An 18,806-nucleotide genomic window follows, 5' to 3' on the forward strand; every position below is an offset into this window, starting at 1 on the left:
TTGATGTCCTCTGTTTATGCTTTTGTCTGGCCGTAATAGGCGTGCTTGCCATGTTTGCGCTGGTAGTGTTTCTCCAGCAGATAGTCGGGCAGGGCGTTGGCCTGCGGGTTGATCTGGCCGGTGAGCCAGGCCATGCGCGCCACCTCCTCCAGCACCACGGCGTTGTGCACCGCGTCGTGAGCGTCCTTGCCCCAGCTGAAGGGGCCGTGGTTGGCCACCAATGCTCCCGGCATGGTGAGAATGGGGGTCTGTCGCAAGGTCTCGACGATGAGATGGCCGGTCAGCCCCTCGTAATCCTCCTCGACCTCGCCCGGGGTCAGCAGGCGAGAGCAGGGGATCTCACCGTTGAAGTAGTCGGCCTGGGTGGTGCCGAAGAGCGGGATGGCGCGCCCCGCCTGGGCCCAGGCGGTGGCATGGGTGGAGTGGGTATGTACCACGCCGCCGAGCTCGGGATAGGTGCGATAGAGCACCAGGTGGGTGGCGGTGTCGGAGGAGGGGCGCAGGCTCCCCTCGACCTGCTTGCCGGCGAGATCCAGCACCACCAGATCTTCGAGCAGCATGCTGTCGTAGCTGACACCGCTCGGCTTGATGACCACCAGATTGCGCTCGCGATCGATACCGCTCACATTGCCCCAGGTGAAGGTCACCAGGCCGTGGCGCGGCAGATCCAGGTTGGCGGTCAGCACTTGCTCCTTGAGTGTGCGCAGGTTCATGCCAGGTCCCCCCGATTGTAGAGAGGCTCGGCGGCACTGCTCCATTGGAGATAACGCTGGTAGAGCCGCTCATATTCGGCGACTCGCTCGGGTTGTGGCTGGTGGGTGCGCTCCACCGCACTGGCCATGTCGCGCTGGGCCTCGGCCACATCGGGATAGATGCCGGCGGCCACGGCGGCGAAGATGGCCGCGCCGAGGGCGCAGCACTGATCCGACGCCACCACCTGGATGGGTCTGTTCATCACATCGGCACAGGTCTGCATCACGGTGACGGACTTGCGGGCTATCCCCCCAAGGGCGATGACCTGCTCCACCGGCACCTGTTGGCTGGTCATGCACTCCATGATGCTGCGAGCGCCAAAGGCGGTGGAGGCGACCAGGGCACCAAACAGATCGGCGGTGCTGGAGCCCAGGTTCAGACCCGTGATGGTGCCTTGCAGGCGTTGGTTGGCGTAGGGGGTGCGGCGGCCGTTGAACCAGTCGAGCACAATCGGCAGATGTTGCAGATCGAGTTGTGCATCCCAGGTCGCGGCGAGGTTGGGCAGCAACTGCTGTTTCTGGGCTTCGACGGCGGTGCAGAGTTCGGGGTATTGCTCCGCGAGTTGATCCAGCGGCCAGCTCAGCAGCCGTTGATACCAGGCATAAATGTCGCCAAAGGCGGATTGTCCTGCCTCCAGCCCCACCATGCCGGGCACCACGCTGCCGTCTACCTGACCGCAGATCCCTTTGATCGCGCGATCGCCAATGGTGGCCTCATCGGCGATCAAGATGTCGCAGGTCGAGGTGCCTATCACCTTCACCAGCGCATTTTTACTGGCTCCCGCCCCCACCGCACCCATATGGCAGTCAAAGGCGCCTCCCGCGATGACCACCTCGCAGCTCAGATGCAGGCGCTCCGCCCACTCCGGCGTCAGGGTGCCGACCGGCAGATCGGCGGTCCAGCTGTCGGTAAATAGCGGGAAGTCGAGATCGTCGGTCAGCAACGGATCCAGGGCATTGAGGAACTCGGCGGGGGGCAGGCCACCCCAGCTGGGGTGCCACAGGGACTTGTGGCCGGCGGAGCAGCGCCCGCGTTTGATGTCGGCCGGGGCCTGGCTGCCGCTCAGGATGGCGGGGACCCAGTCACACAGCTCAACCCAGTTGCAGGCCGCTTCACGGACGGCAGCATCTGCGCGCGAGACGTGCAGGATCTTGGCCCAGAACCATTCGGAGGAGTAGATGCCCCCGATATAGCGGCTGTAATCGGCAAACTGGCCACTGTGACAGAGCGCCGTGATGGCCTCGGCCTCCTCGATGGCGGTGTGATCCTTCCACAGCACGAACATGGCATTCGGGTTGTCGGCAAATTCGGGCCGCAGTGCCAGCACCCGCCCCTCGTTATCGATAGGTGCGGGAGTCGAGCCTGTGCTGTCGACCCCGATGCCACGTACCGCCGCGCGCTGCTCGACGGACAGTTGACCGACCACGTTGACCACGGCCTGCTCCATCGATTCGATGTAGTCGAGTGGGTGGTGACGGAATTGGTTGTGGACCGGCTGACAGTATTTTCCCGCTTGCCAGCGTGGGTAGTAGACAACGTGAGTTGCTAGTTCGGCGCCGTCGTGACAACGGACGGCGAGCGCTCTTACCGAATCGCTGCCGAAATCGAGTCCGATGACGATGTGCTCAGACATGGTGTACTCCTGACCATCAATGAAATGGGATGACTGGGTGCAACCATAGGAGATGAGGCGGGTGAGTGGTTATCAATAGGCTGCTAAAAGTATGGATATTTAAGCTGGGAATGTAATGACGTGACCGCACTCGCGAATCAGATATATGACAAATTAGCTGAAAATATAGACTAAATAGCTATGGTTCCATAGCGAGATCCTGCTCTCAAATTCCTACCGAGAAAGCGGCTAAAACTGTGTCTGCTCATATGCACTGAATAGAATTTATATAATAACGACATGTTTTTTAATGGATTAATGTTCTCTGTGGATTGAGTGAATTAATAAGCCCTTCCTCGTTGATACATGGATTGATAGAGCAATTGGAGATACTCGCATGAACAAAATCGTTAAAAGTATGATTGCGCTGGGATTTGCCTTTGGTATGGCAAATTCTGCTTTCTCGGCCGAGGCGTTGAAGCTGGGCTATCTGGTCAAGCAGCCGGAGGAGCCCTGGTTCCAGACCGAATGGAACTTTGCCGACAAGGCCGGCAAGAATCTCGGCTTCGAGGTGATCAAGATTGCGGTGCCCGATGGCGAGAAGACCCTCAATGCCATCGACAGCCTGGCGGCCAACGGCGCCAAGGGCTTCGTCATCTGCACCCCGGATCCCAAGCTGGGGGCGGCCATCATGGCCAAGGCCAACAGCATGGATCTGAAGGTCATCACGGTGGATGACCAGTTCGTCAACGCCAAGGGTCAGCCGATGGAACAGGTACCGCTGGTGATGATGGCAGCCACCAAGATAGGGGAGCGCCAGGGTCAGGAGCTCTACAAGGAGATGGAAAAGCGCCAGTGGGATCTGAAGAGCACCGCCGTGCTCGCCATCACGGCTGACGAGCTGGATACCGCCCGCCGCCGGGTCGAGGGTTCTCTCGGTGCCCTGAAGGCCGCCGGTTTCCCCGATGCCCAGATCTATCGCTCCCCGGCCAAGGCCAATGACATTCCGGGGGCGCTGGATGCCGCCAACTCCATGCTGGTGCAGCACCCCGAGGTGAAGAACTGGCTCATCGTCGGCATGAACGACAACACAGTACTGGGCGGCGTGCGTGCCACCGAAGGGCAGGGCTTCAAGGCCGAGAACGTCATCGGCATCGGCATCAACGGGGTGGATGCGGTGAACGAGCTCTCCAAGTCCAGCGCGACCGGTTTCCTCGGCTCCCTGCTGCCGAGCCCGGACGTGCATGGCTACAAGAGTATCCAGATGCTCCATGACTGGGTCACCAACGGGGTGGAGCCGGCCAAGTTCACCGAAGTGACCGATGTGGTGCTGATCACCCGCGACAACTTCAAGGTCGAGCTGCAGAAGAAGGGCCTGTGACAGGCCTGGTTAACCCCTGACACCTATACCGGCATGGCGCTGCGTCGTCATGCCGGTTGCCTGGAGTGAATCCATGAATCAAGTTCCTTATCTGGAGTTTTGCGGCATCAGCAAGGAGTTTCCTGGCGTCAAGGCGCTGCAGAATGTCTCCTTTTCCTGTCAGCAGGGCACAGTGCATGCGTTGATGGGAGAAAACGGCGCGGGCAAGTCCACCCTGCTCAAGATCCTGAGCGGCTTTCAGGCCCCCACCACAGGGGTGGTGAAGCTGGCCGGTCAGGAGAGGGTGTTTCAGAACACGGTCGATGCGTTGGAGAGCGGGATCGCCATCATCTACCAGGAATTGCATCTGGTGCCCGAGATGAGCATCGCCGAGAACATCTATCTCGGCCAGCTGCCTACCCGGCACGGGGTCATCGATCGGGAAAGACTCTATCAGGATGCGGCCAGGCAGCTGGCGCGCCTCGGCATGGATGTGTCGCCAGAGACGCCACTCAAGTACCTGTCGCTGGGCCAGTGGCAGATGGTGGAGATCGCCAAGGCGCTGACCCGCGACGCGCAGATCATCGCCTTTGACGAGCCGACCAGCAGCCTCTCGTCCCGCGAGATCGAGCAGCTGTTTCGGGTCATTCGCCAGCTGCGCGACGAGGGCAAGGTCATTCTGTATGTCTCTCATCGCATGGATGAGATCTTCGCACTGTGCGATGCCATCACCGTCTTCAAGGATGGTCAGTTCGTGCGCACCTTCGGCTCCATGGCCGAGGTCAACCGGGATCTGCTGGTCAAGACCATGGTGGGGCGTGAGCTCACCGATGTCTACGGCTACAGCCCCCGCCCGTTGGGGGAGCTGGGGCTGCGGGTGCAGAACCTGATGGGGCCGGGCTTGAAGGCGCCGATATCGTTTGACGTCAGACGGGGGGAGATCCTCGGCATCTTCGGCCTGGTGGGGGCCGGTCGCAGCGAGCTGATGAAGCTGATCTTTGGCGCCGACAAGATGGTGTCCGGCGAGATCTCGGTGTTTGGCAAACCGGTGCCCATCCGCAATCCCATCGATGCCATTCACAGCGGGATCATGCTCTGTACCGAGGATCGCAAGGCGCTGGGCATCATCCCCATCCACTCGGTACAGGAAAACATCAACATCAGCGCCCGTCGCCACAAGGCGTGGGGGGGCTTCTGGATCAATCAGCGGTGGGAAGACGAGAACGCACGGCTGCGGATCCGTGACATGCGGGTCAAGACCCCGTCCCCCCATCAGGCGATCATGAATCTCTCCGGCGGCAACCAGCAGAAGGCCATTTTGGGTCGCTGGCTCTCGGAAGACATGAAGGTGATCCTGCTCGACGAGCCGACCCGTGGCATCGACGTCGGAGCCAAGAACGAGATCTACAACGTGATTTACGATCTGGCCAAGGTGGGCATCGCCGTGGTGGTGGTGTCAAGCGAGCTACCGGAGGTGCTGGGCATAGCGGATCGCATCATGGTCATGCGGGAAGGGGTGATCGCAGGGGAGCTTTCCCATGCTGATGCCAATGAAAACAAGGCGCTGGATCTGGCCATGCCGGCCCGCTGAGCCGCCGACATGACCCGATAGCGATTCGAAACAATTCAGGAGAAATAGAATGATAACAACGACCTCTGTCAGCCAGGGAAGCGCTGCTTCGGTGGAGACCGGCGCCAGACTGCAACTTGCCCGGATCTGGGATCAGTACGGGATGCTGGTGATCTTCGCCATCCTGTTTCTGCTGGCCTGCCTGCTGGTACCCAACTTTGCCAGCCTGATCAACATGCGCGGGCTGGGACTAGCCGTCTCCATGTCGGGCATGGTGGCCTGCGGCATGCTGTTTTGCCTCGCCTCCGGCGAGTTCGACATGTCGGTCGGCTCCGTGGTCGCCTGCTCCGGCGTCGCCTGTGCCGTCGGGATCAATGCGACCGAGAGCATTACGGTCGGCATCCTGGCCGGCATGTCGATCGGTGTGCTGTTTGGGCTCATCAACGGCATAGTGGTGGCCAAGTTCAAGATCAACGCCCTGATCACCACCCTGGCGACCATGCAGATGGCGCGCGGGGTCGGCTACATCATCTCGGACGGCAAGGCGGTCGGCATTGTGGAGGAGGGCTTCTTCGAACTGGGCAACTCGGCCATGCTGGGGATCCCGACGCCGGTCTGGCTGACGTTAATCTGCTTCGTGCTGTTTGGCTTGTTGCTCAACAAGACCACCTTCGGCCGCAATACTCTGGCCATGGGGGGCAATGAGGAGGCGGCGCGCCTGGCCGGGGTCAATGTGGTGCGCACCAAGATCATCATCTTCACCATGACCGGGCTGATTGCCTCGATCGCGGGCATCATCCTCGCCTCCCGTATGACCTCGGGTCAGCCCATGACCTCCATCGGTTTCGAGCTGGTGGTCATCTCGGCCTGCGTACTGGGTGGGGTCTCCATGAAGGGGGGGATCGGCAAGATCTCCTACATCATCGCCGGGGTGCTGATCCTGGGGCTGATGGAGAATGCGATGAACCTGCTCAACATCTCGCCTTTTGCCCAGTACGTGGTACGCGGACTGATCCTGCTCGCCGCCGTCCTGTTTGACCGCTACAAGCAGGTGCGCAAGGCGCGACGCTAAACCCTCATGCCAGGCCAGCCCCCGCTGGCCTGGTTGCTAATACTGTGTTTAATATCAATGAGTGTGATCGAGCTCAATTTTTCCGTATCGCACCGACCGCCAGATAGCGCATTAAGAGGATGAATCTCTACAATGGCTGACGCTGATTATTTTACCGAAACGCTTTTCTCTGCCATGTCCTCGATACAAAAAGACAAGCCAAAACAACTCAACCCCTTGTTGCCAGGATATGCATTCAATGTGTTTCTGGTATCAGACATGACGCCTATCGAGAAGGACAGTGCGCTCGATTTCATCATCGATCGACCCGGCGGCATGAAGGGCTTCATCGTCAATCTGACCATCAAGGGCAAGGGGCAAATCTTCCAGGGCGATCAGGCCTTCACGGTTGAGCCCGGTGATCTGCTGCTGTTTCCACCTGCGTCCGTACACTACTACGGCCGGGCGCCGGATGCGCAGGAGTGGTATCACCGCTGGGTCTATTTCCGGCCAAGGGCATATTGGGCAGACTGGCTCAAATGGCCGCGAGTGCTGGAGAGGGTAGGGCGGTTGAGCCTGGGCGATAACCAGCTGATCCAGGAGTTTGATGATCTCTTCATCGATATAGAAGAGACGTACAAGCAGATCCGTCCCATGTCAGAGCAACTGGCGATGAATCTGCTGGAGCGCCTGCTGATCCGTTGCTATGAATTATCCTCCCAGACGGAATATGCCACAGTTGATCACCGCGTCCATGAGGCTTGCCAGATCCTGAGCGAGTCGCTCTCGGCAGAGATTTCGATTGATGCGCTGGCCGAACAAGTCTTCCTCTCCCCGTCTCGCCTTGCCCATCTGTTTCGAGACCAGATTGGGGTGAGTATCGTTCGCTGGCGCGAGGATCAAAGGATCATGCGTGCCAAACTGCTGCTGCAAACCACTCCTTTGACGGTGGCTGTCATCGGCCAGCAGGTCGGTTATGACGATCAGCTCTACTTCTCGCGGGTGTTCAAGAAACGGGTAGGAGTGAGCCCGACTGAATACCGTAAATGCGCCACCCCGCTCTGATGAAGCCATCCTTGCCTTATATCCGGGACCTGATATTGCTGAACGGCTCGGGCCTCGTGATATGAGGTGGTCCGATCTTGCCAGTGCCTGAATACATGGCAAATCAGGGGCGCTGGTATTTACTTCGCAGCAGGGTGACCTACATGGCTCTTATTATATTTATAATTGAACTCGATTGACCCTTGCATGAAGACAATTCGATGGTTTTATATCAGGGACTTTCCCTTGCTCCACTTCGAACCAATACCGCCTACCTCACACTTTACTATCCATGACAACATTATCCATATCGGCAGCGATTTTTTGGCAGGCAACTTCCTCATTAAGAATGAATAATCTTGCCCACGACTTATCGCTCGGGAGAGTTGACGATGAAAAATAATAAGCTGTCGATTAAAGAAAAAATAGGTTATGGGATGGGGGATGCCGGCTGCAATATTTTGTTTGGCACCATAATGTTATTTGTTAACTATTTCTATACCGATGTGTTTGGCCTTGCGCCAGCGCTAGTCGGTGTGCTGCTACTCTCGGTGCGAATTATTGATGCAATAACTGATCCCATCATGGGTGCCATTGCTGACCGAACACAGAGTCGTTGGGGACGTTTTCGTCCATGGTTATTATGGATGGCGTTACCCTTCGCCATATTCAGTATTCTGATGTTTACGACGCCAGACTGGAGTTATGAAAGTAAGGTTATCTACGCCTTTGTGACTTATTTCCTGTGTTCGCTTGCTTATACCGCCATCGGTGTGCCTTATTGCTCGCTGGGCAGCGTGATCACCAACGATCCTAAAGAGCGCGTCTCTTGCCAATCCTATCGTTTCGTCATGGTGGGTATCGCAACATTGATCCTCTCGCTGACGCTGCTCCCCATGGTGGAGTGGTTTGGTGATGGCGACAAGGCGAAGGGTTATCAATGGGCAATGGCGGTGTTAGCGATGCTCGCCGTGTGCATGTACTTGTTCTGCTTCTTTACTGTCCGCGAACGTATTCGTCCGGCCGTGCCAACGAACAGTGATCTGAAATCTGATTTGAAAGACATATGGAAGAATGACCAGTGGGTACGCATTCTGCTGCTGACGCTGTGCAACGTTTGCCCTGGTTTTATCCGTATGGCGGCGACCATGTATTACGTCACCTGGGTCATGCAGCAAAGCACCAGCTTTGCCACCATGTTCATCAGCCTTGGCGTCATCGGCATGATGGGCGGCAGCATGCTAGCCAAAACCCTGACCGACCGATTCTGCAAACTGAAGGTCTTCTTCTGGACCAACATAGTGCTGGGCTTCTTCTCTTGCGGCTTTTATTTCCTCGACCCGCATGCAACCGTGCTTATCGTGGTGATGTACTTCCTGCTCAACATTCTGCACCAGATCCCTTCCCCGCTGCACTGGTCGCTGATGGCCGATGTGGATGACTATGGTGAATGGAAAACCGGTAAACGTATCACCGGGATCAGTTTCTCCGGAAACCTGTTCTTCCTGAAGCTCGGCCTGGCGATAGCCGGTGCCATGGTCGGTTTCCTGCTTTCCTGGTACGGCTATGACGCGAGTGCAGAACAGCAAAACCGGGACACGGTCAAGGGTATCATCATGCTGTTCACCGTTATTCCTGGTATTGGATATCTGATCACCGCGGGTGTAGTACGTCTGCTTAAAGTTGATAGCGAACTGATGAAGCGTATTCAGGAAGACTTGAAAAAACGCCGCGCCAACTATCAAGAACTCAACACCAATAATGATGGTAAGCCTGCCAAGGCCTAAGCATAGGGAACATAGAATGACGCAGACAGTGTGGCCTAATCCATTCATTGAACAACGTGCCGACCCGTTTATTCTGCTCCATGAAGGTTGGTATTACTTTATTGCTTCAGTGCCAGAATATGATCGGCTGGAAATTCGACGTGCGGCCACTATTGGTGCGCTGGCGGACACAGAGGCGGTGGTTGTATGGCACAAACCTGAAATGGGCCCGATGAGCAATCTCATCTGGGCACCGGAGATTCATCATATCGATGGGCGATGGTACATCTATTTCGCCGCTGCTCATACGCAGGCACTCGATAGTCTGAATATGTTCCAGCATAGAATGTTCGTACTGGAATGTGTGAATATGGATCCGCTTGAAGGCCAATGGGTCGAGAAGGGACAAATTAAGACACAATTCGATACATTCAGTCTGGATGCGACTACTTTCCACCATCAGGGGAAACTATGGTATCTCTGGGCTCAAAAAGCTCCCGATATTCCTGGCAACTCGAATATTTATATCGCGGAGATGGATACACCATGGTCAATCAAGGGTGAACCCGTGTTGCTCAGCAAACCCGAATTACCTTGGGAATGTCGAGGATTCATGGTTAACGAAGGCCCCGCCGTGGTGAGTCATGGTGAAAGACTCTTTGTGAGTTACTCGGCCAGCGCCACGGATGAAAATTATTGCCTTGGACTATTGTGGATAGACATGACAGCGGACCCGACCAAGGCCGAAAACTGGCATAAGTCCCCGCACCCCGTCTTTACCACTAGCTATGAGAACAAGCAGTTCGGACCGGGTCACAACAGCTTTACCAAAACGATAGAAGGGGAAGATGTGCTGGTTTATCACGCACGGAATTATACGGAAATTGAAGGCGATCCGCTTTACGATCCCAATCGTCATACCCGTCTGAAAACGATCGCTTGGAATGACAACGGTATGCCTGAATTTGGTGTGCCGCCGGCCGACCATGGCTAAAGGAGAGTGCCCTCAGCTTGTTTCGCATCCTGAGGGATTATCTCGGCGTATTGTGGATGATGTTTCGGCCAAGTACGTTAAGCGGCGTGGCTGATCCAACCAGTGCGCTAAAGCCAAAAACGACCAAGGGGTTGGCATCTGATGATGTCAACCCCTTGTCTTGTATGGTGTTCCCGACTGGAGTCGAACCAGTGGCCTGTCCCTTAGGAGGGGACCGCTCTATCCAACTGAGCTACGGGAACCTTGTGGCGGGCATTATACAAGAAGCCGCACTCTTTTAAACCCTTGATTCCTATTCCAATAGGGCCAGATCGCCGACTTGGACGTTAAACGGCGAATATTTGTTCTGGCTGCTGATGACGGCGCCATCCTCGAACACCTGCACCACCTCGAACAGGCCGTCGGCCGGGTTGCGCATCATGCGGGACTTGCCATAGGGGTCGACGAAGTCGGCGCTGTGCTGGATGCGGAACTGATCCCCGAGCCGGACGCCGTTGCGGCGACCCAGGTTGATATGGGGGCCGCGTTCTTGCTGGCCCACCACCCTGGCGGTGACCGGGGCGCAGCTCAGCTGGGAGACGATGTCCTGCGCCGCCTCCTGCAGCTGGTAGTTCACCTCCTGGCCGTAGCTGGACTGCCAGAATTGGCCGCTGTTGCTGCCTACCTGCTCTCGCTTGGAGAAGGTCCAGTTGGCGCGCCCCTGGTACTCCTTTCGGCTGAGCAGGCTGCCGTTGATGCCGTCGAACAGGTAGAGCTGCATGCGGAAATTGCGGATGGGATCCTGGTACCAGCTGGTCAGCTGATTGCCCTGGGGCTCGAGGGAGAGGTCATCTATGCTGCCGAGCACCAGATACTGGCTGTCGGTGCGCAGGCTGAGGGCCTTGATCTCCTCCAGGGCGCTGCGATCCCCCTGCTGCAGATGGAGCGGATCGATGCGCAGATTCTCGTCCAGCCACTGACGGGCAACTACTCCCTGCGGCGTGCCGGCCAGGGTCTCGAACAGGTGACGGGAGAGATCGGCAGGCATGTCATCGAGGGCGCCGGTGCTGGCCTGATCCGGATAGCGCAGCCGCAGCCTGACCAGCGTCAAATCCTTGGCGTAGTGCTGGGTCTGGCAGATCTGGCGTTCCGCCTGGATGTCAGCCTTGATCGTGATGTACATGCGGCCGTTGCGCACCTCTTCCCGTTTGAGCCGATACTGACGGATGTCGCCGCCGGATCGGATCTGGATCTGCTCCGAGCGCAGGCTGCCATTTTCCAGGCGCTGGATGCTGGAGACGGCCGCGCCGCTCGCCAGCAGGGCCTGGCGCAGCGCATCCCGGGTCGCCTGCTCGCGGGCATAGGCCTCGTCGCCACCGAGGATGGCGGCACTGCCCTGGGCCTCGATGAGCTCGGCCCGGGCCGACAGGCTGATCAGCAGCAGGGTTAACAGCAGCGGAACTTTCATAACAGACACCTTGAATAGACGGATTGGCAATGGCCGCCTGTCGCGCAGACGCCATCGGCCGATACGGAACATGACGCTGGTCGGTTTGCACCCATGGTGCAAATAAAAGCAAGATCCATGCCTTATTCCCGGTCTCCGCCGTTCCTGCCCGTGCCGGTGAATGAGATGCGGCAGGATCCCGGGCATTCCGGCGGCTGGCAGGCTCTCATCACGGTCTGGGGAGGGGCGGCCAGCGGGGTACATTCAGGCTGGCGGCAGCGTGATGGCGGGCTACCTGGCGCATTCCTGCCTCAAGTGTTGGCCGCCGCGACCGATAACAGGTCAGGTGTAGATACAGGATAGGTATCCATGAACAGATTCATCACGGCGCTCGCGCTCGCGCTGGCCCTGGCCGGTTGCGGCTCCGCCGACCCCATCAAGCGGGATCAAGGGGATCCCAGGCAGGCCGAGAAGGGGATGGAGCTCAACTGGCTGGTGGCCCGCATGACCGATCAGCTGATGGAGCGCAAGTCTCCCACGACGGTGACCGAACCCATCGCCGTCGCCTCCTTCGTCGATCTCGACACCCTGAAAGACACGAACTGGATGGGGCTGCAGATCGAGGAGAGCTTTATCTACGAGCTCAACCGGCGCGGGGAAGTGGTGGTGGACTTCAAGACCACGGGCAACATTCAGGTGACGCCGCAGGGTGACTTCGTGATGAGCCGCAACTACCGGGATCTCTCCTCCCGTTTGCCCATATCCCGCATCCTGACCGGCACTTTCAGCCGCAACTCGCAGGGGATCCTGGTCAACGCCCGCATCATCGATCTGCGTACCAAGATGGTGGAGACCACGGCCCAGAGCCTGATCCCGCAACAATATCTGTCCGGCGCCAGCAATTCGTTCGGCCGGGCCTCGGTCAACCGGGGCTACCTGATGCGCGGCAGCCAGGCCGGCACCAGCGGTCACCTGGTCAATCTGACCCCCTGACAAGGAGTGAATCCCATGAAGATCCTGTTTGGTTGCCTGCTTGCCCTGCTGCTGACGGCGTGCAGCGGGAATCGGGTCGTGGACTACGACGTGGCCGAGAAGCCGGATGACTTCCCGGTGCTCAAGGCGGTCGGCTATGCGGTAATCAACATCCAGCCGGGGCCGACCCAGTCAGAGAAGATGCTGCAGGCTATCCGCGCGTCCAAGATGGATGCCTACCGCGAACTGGCGGAGCAGCTCAATGGTCAGCAAGTCAAAGCCCATAGCAGCTACAAGGACCTGACCCAGACGTCCAACGCGCTGGATGTGTCGGTGGCCGGCATGGTGCGCGGTGCCAAGGTGGTGGCGACCTATCCTCGTGGCAATACCTATGCCACCGAGATGGAGCTCGATACCCGCACCCTCTATAACATCAATCAGCTGATGGCTGACCAGTTTTGAGATGAGTGGCCGGACGCGGCCCACAGCGTGACAGCAAAAAGGCGAACCCAGGGTTCGCCTTTTGTCTATCTCGGGGGCGAGGGGCCTCAGCCGCGCATCACTGGTTGCCCAGCAGCACCGGTGGCACCGTGGTCGGCTTGACGTCTTCGCTCGGATAGCAGCCCAGCACCTTGATGTAGCGGGTGATCTTGGTCAGCTCCACCAGGGCCGCCTGCATGTCGGGGGTCTGCAGGTTGGCGGAGACATCCAGATAGAACATCTCCTCCCAGGGATTGCCCTGCACCGGACGGGATTCCAGCTTGGTCATGTTGATGTCGTGGCTGCGCAGCACCAGCAGCGCCTCCACCAGGGAGCCGGGGCGCTGGGAGGTGGACATGATGAGGGTGGTCTTGGCCGGGATCTGGGGCGCCACATCGATAGGCTTGCGCGCCACCACGATGAAGCGGCTGTAGTTCTCCTTCTGGTTGGCGAGCTGCTCGGCCAGCACATCCAGCCCGTACAGTTCACCGCCGGCGGCACTGCCGATGGCGGCGGCCTCCGGGCTCGCCAGCTCCTTGACCTTCATCATGGCGCTGGAGGAGGAGTCGCAGATCTCGTGGCGTGCCCCTTCCAGCTTGCTCAGGTAGTGGGAGCACTGCTGGAACACCTGCGGGTGGGCGTAGAAGGTCTTGATGCGGGCGAGTTCGGTCGGCACCGCGGTGAGGATGCAGTGCTCTATGGGGTAGGTCAGCTCACCGACGATGGAGAGGGTGGTGTGCTGCATCACGTCATACACCTCGTTGATGGAGCCCGAGCTGGTGTTCTCGATGGGCAGCACCCCGAAGGCGGCGCGGCCAGATTCCACCGAATCCAGCACCTCGCGGAAGTTCTGGCAGTTTACCTCGATCACCTGATCCTTGTAGCGGGCCAGGTACTTGCGCGCCGCCAGGCTGGAGTAGGAACCGCGCGGACCCAGGTAGGCGACGCTGGTCATGGGCTCCTGCTGCTCGGGGTTGAGCAGGCTCTGCAGATAGGCCTGCTGGGAGAGCACAGAGTCTTCGATGATGGTGTGATAGAGGCGGGTGATGTACTGGGCATCCAACCCCAGGGTCCGGCCCTGCTGGATCAGGGCGACCAGCAGATCCTGCTCACGCTGGGTGTCGCGGATGGGACGCGGGTTGGCCTGCTTGGCGCGCGCGACCTCGATGCTGAGGGTCTTGCGCCTGGCCAGCAGGGCGAGCAGCTCCTGATCCAACTGGGTAATGTCTTGTCTGATCTCGTCGAGCGTTGCCATTGTGGTTCCCTATCCAAGTAATCTGTGGTGGTAGCTGCAAAAAAAAGCCTCCGCTAGGGGAGGCTCGATTCGTCTTTGGTTTCTGTTGATGCGACGACAGGGCCTTCCCTCAAGTGGGCCGGATAAACGAGAAAACAAAGAAGAATGGTGTGTGCATGATCTTGTCCTGAATGTAACGTCATAACCATTAAGGGATTTGGCTGCCGGATGCAAGTAAAACTTGCCCGGGGGCGGCGAACGGGGCAGGGTAATTGGCTCGGGCCAGAGGCGGTGATCAGCGTCATGTTGGTCCTGTCTATGGTGAGGACTGATATCAGGAGCGGGTGACGATGGCGATTATCTTCGATCTGGGACGGGTGGTGGTGAGCTGGGATCCGGTGGGCATAGTGCGCAGGGTGAGAGGGCCCGACGATGCCGAGGCGCTGGCCGATCGGCTGTTCAATCATCCCGACTGGCTGGAGGTGGACAGGGGGACCCTCTCCCTGCACGCCATGGCGCGTCAGGCCGAGACGCGCACCGGCCTGTCGACCGCCGACAACCTCGCCATCTTGCAGGCGGTGCCCGCCTCCCTACTGCCGGATCCCGCCATGCTGACGCTGATCGAGGAGCTGCACGCCGCCGGTCAGGTGCTCTATGCGCTCTCCAACATGGGCCATGCCAGCATCGACTGGCTGGAGCAGCACGCGTTCTGGCGCTGCTTCAGCGGCAAGGTGGTGTCGGCGCGGGTGCGGATGATGAAGCCCGAGCCGGACATCTACCGCTACCTGCTGGTGTCGTTCGACTTGCAGGCAGGGGACTGCCTGTTTATCGATGACAGCCCGGCCAACGTGGCCGCCGCCGAGGCGCTCGGCATCCGGGGCCTGGTATTTCTCGACGCAGCCCAGTGCCGCCGGACGCTGGTCGAGCAGGGATGGCTGCCCGGCTGAGCCGGGTAGCGCGTGGGGATCCGCGCTCGACTCAGGCAGGCTCCGTTAGAGGCCCGATGAAATAAAACACGGTTTTATCCGCATCCTTTAAGGGTCTATTCAGCTTTAAAACGACAAAATGGCAGCCAATTCACCATCCGGAGCTGTTGTCATGGATGCCAATGTTGTCGTGCTGAATCGGGGATACGATCAGACCTTTCAGGCCAGGGAACAGCTGCTCATCGAGACCCTGGCCGGTCATGGCGAACTGATCGTCTCCTTCTCCGGCCGGCTGGCGTCCTGTTACAGCATGGATCTGTGCCGCGCCAGCGGGGCCAGGATCCGGGCCATCACCCTGGACAGCCCGACCCTCAGCCGCCAGGCGGTCGCCCGGGCCAAGCGCTACTGCCGCCATTACGGCATAGAGCACAAGGTGCTCAAGACCGACGAGATCCTCATCTGCAACGCCCCCGGCCGTTCTGGCAAGGCGATCGATCCCATCCGTTACGTCTGTCAGCTGACGGCGCTGGAGAGCAACTGGGGTCATCAGCCGATCCTGTTGCCCGCCTCTGCCGAGGAGCAGTTGCGCTATCTGCACCACTTCGGCAGCCTGCCGGCCAACACGCTCTGGTGTTTCGCCGAGCAGGGCATGACGGATCGCGATTTTCGCTACGGCTTCAACAAGCGGCGGCTGGATCTCTGGGGTCATGGCGGCAACGGCTGCCTGAGCAGCCGCTTCGCCGATCCCGACTCCCTCGACCGGGATCACCTGCGGATGGTGGACATGGCCGAGGAGATGCTGGCCGACATGGGGCTGGACGGGGTGCAGGTGTTCTTCCACACCCTGGCGGATCGGGTGACCACCCTGGCCAGGGTGCGGGTCCCCCAGCGCATGCGGGCGCGGGCCTTCGACATGCAGGCCAGCATCCTCAAGGCCCTGCAGAGCACCGAGTTCGATCTGGTGACTCTGGACATGGTGCCGGGCGAGGATCCGCAAGAGCTGGCCGTCTGAGTCCAGGGAGGGAGAGCGCCGTTACGTGAGTCGGGTCATAGGCAAGCGGGTCCCGACTCTTTATACTGACGCCCTCCTGCATCTCTATCGAGTCACTAGCCTATGAAGCCCCTGTCCCGACTGCTGGTCGCCCTCTGTCTCTCTCCCCTGCTGGCCCAGGCCGCCCCCCTCAGCCAGGTCACCCTGCCGGATGGTCGTCAGGTTCAGCTCAACGATGACTTCACCTGGGAATATCTGCTGGTCAAGCCGGCGGCGACGACCGGGGTGGCGACAGGAGCCGTGGCGGCGCCGGTGCTGACCGAGCAGGCGCTGACCAATCCGGACATGCTCTCCCAGGCGAGCAAGGATGGTATAGGCGTCAAGCTGACCCAGATCGATGGCGACGATCCGCTGCAACTGCAATTCATGCTGAACAATAGCGGCAGTCGCAACGTGGTGCGGGTCAGCGGCAGCGTCACCCTGTTCACCGAGCAGGGCGTCCAGCTGACGAGCCAGGAGGTCAGGTTCTGGGCCGGCGAGAACCGCCTGCCCGACTCCTATCTGCGCAAGGGCGAGCAGCGTCCCTCGCGGGCCATCGAGCTGGCTCGCCCCGCGGGCCTCGGCGGCAAGCCGCTGGTGCGAGTGCAGATCGACGAAGTGGAATTTCGCTGACTCTGCGCCACTCGGCCACCACCTGAAAACAGGCTCCATCACGGAGCCTGTTTTCGTTCAATTGTTAACCCGGTCACTGCCAGCAATATTTGCTTACATCTGCAATGGTTTGGCAACAGCTTGCCGCTCGGCACCGTCCCCGCTAGCCGTCACAATGGCTCCATTCCAGCTAGGTCCTCACTAGCTCTACCTATGGAGTCAACAAAATGCAAAAAGTCGCACTGTCTATTCTGGTACTGGCCGGCCTCTCTTCCTCCTCCGTCATGGCGCAGGATGCCTTCAGCTACGTCAAGGGCTCCGCTACCTGGGCTCACAGCAAGTCTGACTACGTCGGTGGCAAGGACAGCAACAACCGTGACTTTGGCGGTCTGAGCCTGGATCTGTCCAAGAGCTTCGGTTCCAACTTCTATGGCCGTCTGGGCACCGAATACACCTCGCGCAACAGCGGCAACGACAGCATGGCCATCACCAATCTGGGGATGGGGGTGTTCACCCCGCTCAGCTCCGGTCTGAACCTGTACGGTGAAGCGGGCCTGATGGGCTACAGCATGGAGCGTGAGCTGGCCGCCGACGTGAACGACTCCGGCTGGGACAACATCACCCGCAAGGAGAGCGGCAGCCTGTACGGCGAAGTGGGTCTGCGTTACGACCTGGGAGTGATGGAACTCTCCACCGGCTATCGTTACGCCAACATGACCGATGACATGCACGATTTCAAAGTGGGCGCCGCCTACAAGGTGAGCCAGAACCTGGCCCTCACCGCCGACTACACCTATCGCAAGTGGGACCTGCAACAGGGCTCCATCTCCAGCGTGGGTGTGAAGTACAGCTTCTAATTTTTCCATCCTGTCGTGTCTTTGCCCATGGCCCTGGTCATGGGCTTTTTCATTTTCCGGTGATCCTGTTTTCGCCCTTGTGTCGTATCGGTCCTTAATCGTTATACAACTTCCATTCCTTTGTATAACTGCTATAACTGATTCAATACTTATACAAGGGTAGAAATCATGTACAAGATCAAGGTCGGTATCAGTGCCTGCCTGCTGGGGCAGGCGGTGCGGTTTGACGGGGGCCACAAGCGCTCCAGCTTCTGCGAACGGGATCTTGGCGCTCATTTCGACTATCACCCCGTCTGCCCCGAGATGGCCATCGGCCTCGGTGCGCCGCGCGCCGCCATCCGCCTGGTCAAGCGCCATGGGGAGGTGCGTGCCGAGGCGAGCAACGGCAGCTTCGACGTCACCGAGCGGCTCATCGCCTTCAGCGAGCAAAAAGCCCGTCAGCTCGATTTCCTCTCCGGTTACATCCTCTGCGCCAAGTCCCCCAGCTGCGGCATGGAGCGGGTGCGCATCTATGGTGCCAACAACGAGGGGAGCGCCAAGGAGGGGATAGGCCTCTTTGCCAAGGCGTTGATGGCGGCCAACCCATTGCTGCCGGTGGAGGAGGATGGCCGCCTGTGCGATCCCATACTGCGGGAGAACTTCGTGCTGCGGGTCTTCGCCTATCACGACTGGCAGCAGCTCTGCGCCCGCGGGATCACCGCCGCCGCCCTCATTCGCTTTCACTCCCGCTACAAGTATCTGGTGCTCTCCCACGCCAGCACCCACTACCGCACCCTCGGCAAGCTGCTCGGCAACCTCGGCAAGGCCAACCTGCAGGAGGTTGCAGACAGCTACATAAGGGGCTTGATGGCGGCGCTGACCCTGCGCGCCAATCGCCGCAGCCACACCAATGTGTTGATGCACCTGCAGGGCTACTTCAAGCGGGTGCTGAGCTCGTCCCAGAAGCAGGAGCTGGCCGAGACCATCGACAAGTACCGCACCGGCATATTTCCGTTGCTGGTGCCGCTCACCCTGATCCGCCACCATCTGCGGGAATATCCCAATGCCTATCTCGCCGAGCAGGTCTATCTCAACCCGCACCCCGATACGCTCAAGCTGCGCTACGGGCTTTGAATTCGC

General features: G+C 59.3%; 17 protein-coding genes, 1 tRNA gene and 1 other annotated feature. Of the genes, 13 read left to right on the forward strand and 5 right to left on the reverse strand.

Translation table 11 applies throughout. The features are described 5' to 3' along the window. Positions 1–14: 14 nt before the first annotated feature. Both KW821_RS13610 and KW821_RS13615 read right to left on the reverse strand, forming a co-directional pair. Positions 15–713: an L-ribulose-5-phosphate 4-epimerase gene (locus KW821_RS13610; RefSeq protein ID WP_305729943.1), complete on the reverse strand. Its 699-nt coding sequence runs from the start codon at positions 711–713 to the stop codon at positions 15–17. Next, positions 710–2,386, reverse strand: a complete 1,677-nt coding sequence (locus tag KW821_RS13615; protein WP_218291817.1) for a ribulokinase — start codon at positions 2,384–2,386, stop codon at positions 710–712. Before KW821_RS13615 ends, KW821_RS13610 begins: the two co-directional genes overlap by 4 nt. 376 nt (positions 2,387–2,762) lie before the next feature. Here KW821_RS13615 and KW821_RS13620 point away from each other — a divergent pair, with 376 nt between their 5' ends. From KW821_RS13620 to KW821_RS13645, 6 genes are all read left to right on the forward strand, one after another. After that, the gene (locus KW821_RS13620) at positions 2,763–3,746 is read left to right on the forward strand and encodes an arabinose ABC transporter substrate-binding protein (RefSeq protein ID WP_218291818.1); all 984 of its coding nucleotides are present in this window, start codon (positions 2,763–2,765) and stop codon (positions 3,744–3,746) included. Positions 3,747–3,819: 73 nt separating this feature from the next. Next, on the forward strand, positions 3,820–5,316 hold the full coding sequence (araG, locus tag KW821_RS13625) for an L-arabinose ABC transporter ATP-binding protein AraG (protein ID WP_218291819.1): 1,497 nt from the start codon (positions 3,820–3,822) through the stop codon (positions 5,314–5,316). A gap of 49 nt (positions 5,317–5,365) precedes the next feature. Beyond that, positions 5,366–6,367, forward strand: a complete 1,002-nt coding sequence (araH, locus tag KW821_RS13630; protein ID WP_218291820.1) for an L-arabinose ABC transporter permease AraH — start codon at positions 5,366–5,368, stop codon at positions 6,365–6,367. Positions 6,368–6,499: 132 nt separating this feature from the next. Beyond that, complete coding sequence (gene araC / locus KW821_RS13635; protein WP_218291821.1) at positions 6,500–7,411, forward strand: arabinose operon transcriptional regulator AraC; 912 nt, start codon at positions 6,500–6,502, stop codon at positions 7,409–7,411. Positions 7,412–7,782: 371 nt separating this feature from the next. Beyond that, complete coding sequence (locus tag KW821_RS13640; protein ID WP_218291822.1) at positions 7,783–9,177, forward strand: glycoside-pentoside-hexuronide (GPH):cation symporter; 1,395 nt, start codon at positions 7,783–7,785, stop codon at positions 9,175–9,177. Between the two features lie 16 nt (positions 9,178–9,193). Next, entirely contained in the window at positions 9,194–10,150 is a 957-nt protein-coding gene (locus tag KW821_RS13645) for a family 43 glycosylhydrolase (protein WP_218291823.1), read from the forward strand. A gap of 165 nt (positions 10,151–10,315) precedes the next feature. Here the strand turns inward: KW821_RS13645 and KW821_RS13650 are convergent. Continuing rightward, positions 10,316–10,392 (reverse strand) — tRNA-Arg (locus KW821_RS13650). A gap of 50 nt (positions 10,393–10,442) precedes the next feature. Continuing rightward, positions 10,443–11,597: a flagellar assembly protein FlgT gene (locus KW821_RS13655; protein ID WP_218291824.1), complete on the reverse strand. Its 1,155-nt coding sequence runs from the start codon at positions 11,595–11,597 to the stop codon at positions 10,443–10,445. Positions 11,598–11,945: 348 nt separating this feature from the next. On the opposite strand from KW821_RS13655, the gene KW821_RS13660 reads away from it, so the two are divergent. Then, positions 11,946–12,569, forward strand: a complete 624-nt coding sequence (locus tag KW821_RS13660; RefSeq protein ID WP_218291825.1) for a FlgO family outer membrane protein — start codon at positions 11,946–11,948, stop codon at positions 12,567–12,569. 15 nt (positions 12,570–12,584) lie between these two features. After that, entirely contained in the window at positions 12,585–13,010 is a 426-nt protein-coding gene (locus KW821_RS13665; RefSeq protein WP_218291826.1) for an LPP20 family lipoprotein, read from the forward strand. A 97-nt stretch (positions 13,011–13,107) separates the two neighbouring features. Here the strand turns inward: KW821_RS13665 and pheA are convergent, their stop codons facing one another. Next, complete coding sequence (gene pheA, locus KW821_RS13670; RefSeq protein ID WP_218291827.1) at positions 13,108–14,283, reverse strand: prephenate dehydratase; 1,176 nt, start codon at positions 14,281–14,283, stop codon at positions 13,108–13,110. Positions 14,284–14,321: 38 nt separating this feature from the next. Next, positions 14,322–14,444 (reverse strand) — a sequence feature (Phe leader region). Between the two features lie 168 nt (positions 14,445–14,612). Between pheA and KW821_RS13675 the strand changes: the two genes are divergently transcribed. The 5 genes from KW821_RS13675 (at position 14,613) to KW821_RS13695 (ending at position 18,800) form a co-directional block, all read left to right on the forward strand. Beyond that, the gene (locus KW821_RS13675) at positions 14,613–15,209 is read left to right on the forward strand and encodes an HAD family phosphatase (RefSeq protein ID WP_218291828.1); all 597 of its coding nucleotides are present in this window, start codon (positions 14,613–14,615) and stop codon (positions 15,207–15,209) included. A gap of 118 nt (positions 15,210–15,327) precedes the next feature. Then, positions 15,328–16,200, forward strand: coding sequence for a hypothetical protein (locus tag KW821_RS13680; protein ID WP_084228374.1), 873 nt, complete (start codon positions 15,328–15,330; stop codon positions 16,198–16,200). 102 nt (positions 16,201–16,302) lie between these two features. After that, positions 16,303–16,851 carry a DUF3157 family protein gene (locus KW821_RS13685; RefSeq protein ID WP_218291829.1) on the forward strand — a complete coding sequence of 183 codons (549 nt, stop codon included), beginning with the start codon at positions 16,303–16,305 and terminating at the stop codon, positions 16,849–16,851. A gap of 206 nt (positions 16,852–17,057) precedes the next feature. After that, positions 17,058–17,687 carry an outer membrane beta-barrel protein gene (locus tag KW821_RS13690; RefSeq protein ID WP_218291830.1) on the forward strand — a complete coding sequence of 210 codons (630 nt, stop codon included), beginning with the start codon at positions 17,058–17,060 and terminating at the stop codon, positions 17,685–17,687. 168 nt (positions 17,688–17,855) lie between these two features. Next, a complete protein-coding gene (locus KW821_RS13695) occupies positions 17,856–18,800 on the forward strand; it encodes a DUF523 and DUF1722 domain-containing protein (protein WP_042654139.1) in 945 nt (314 codons plus the stop codon). Positions 18,801–18,806 lie beyond the last annotated feature (6 nt).

The organism is Aeromonas sp. sif2416, assembly GCF_019218665.1.
GTDB lineage: Bacteria > Pseudomonadota > Gammaproteobacteria > Enterobacterales > Aeromonadaceae > Aeromonas > Aeromonas encheleia.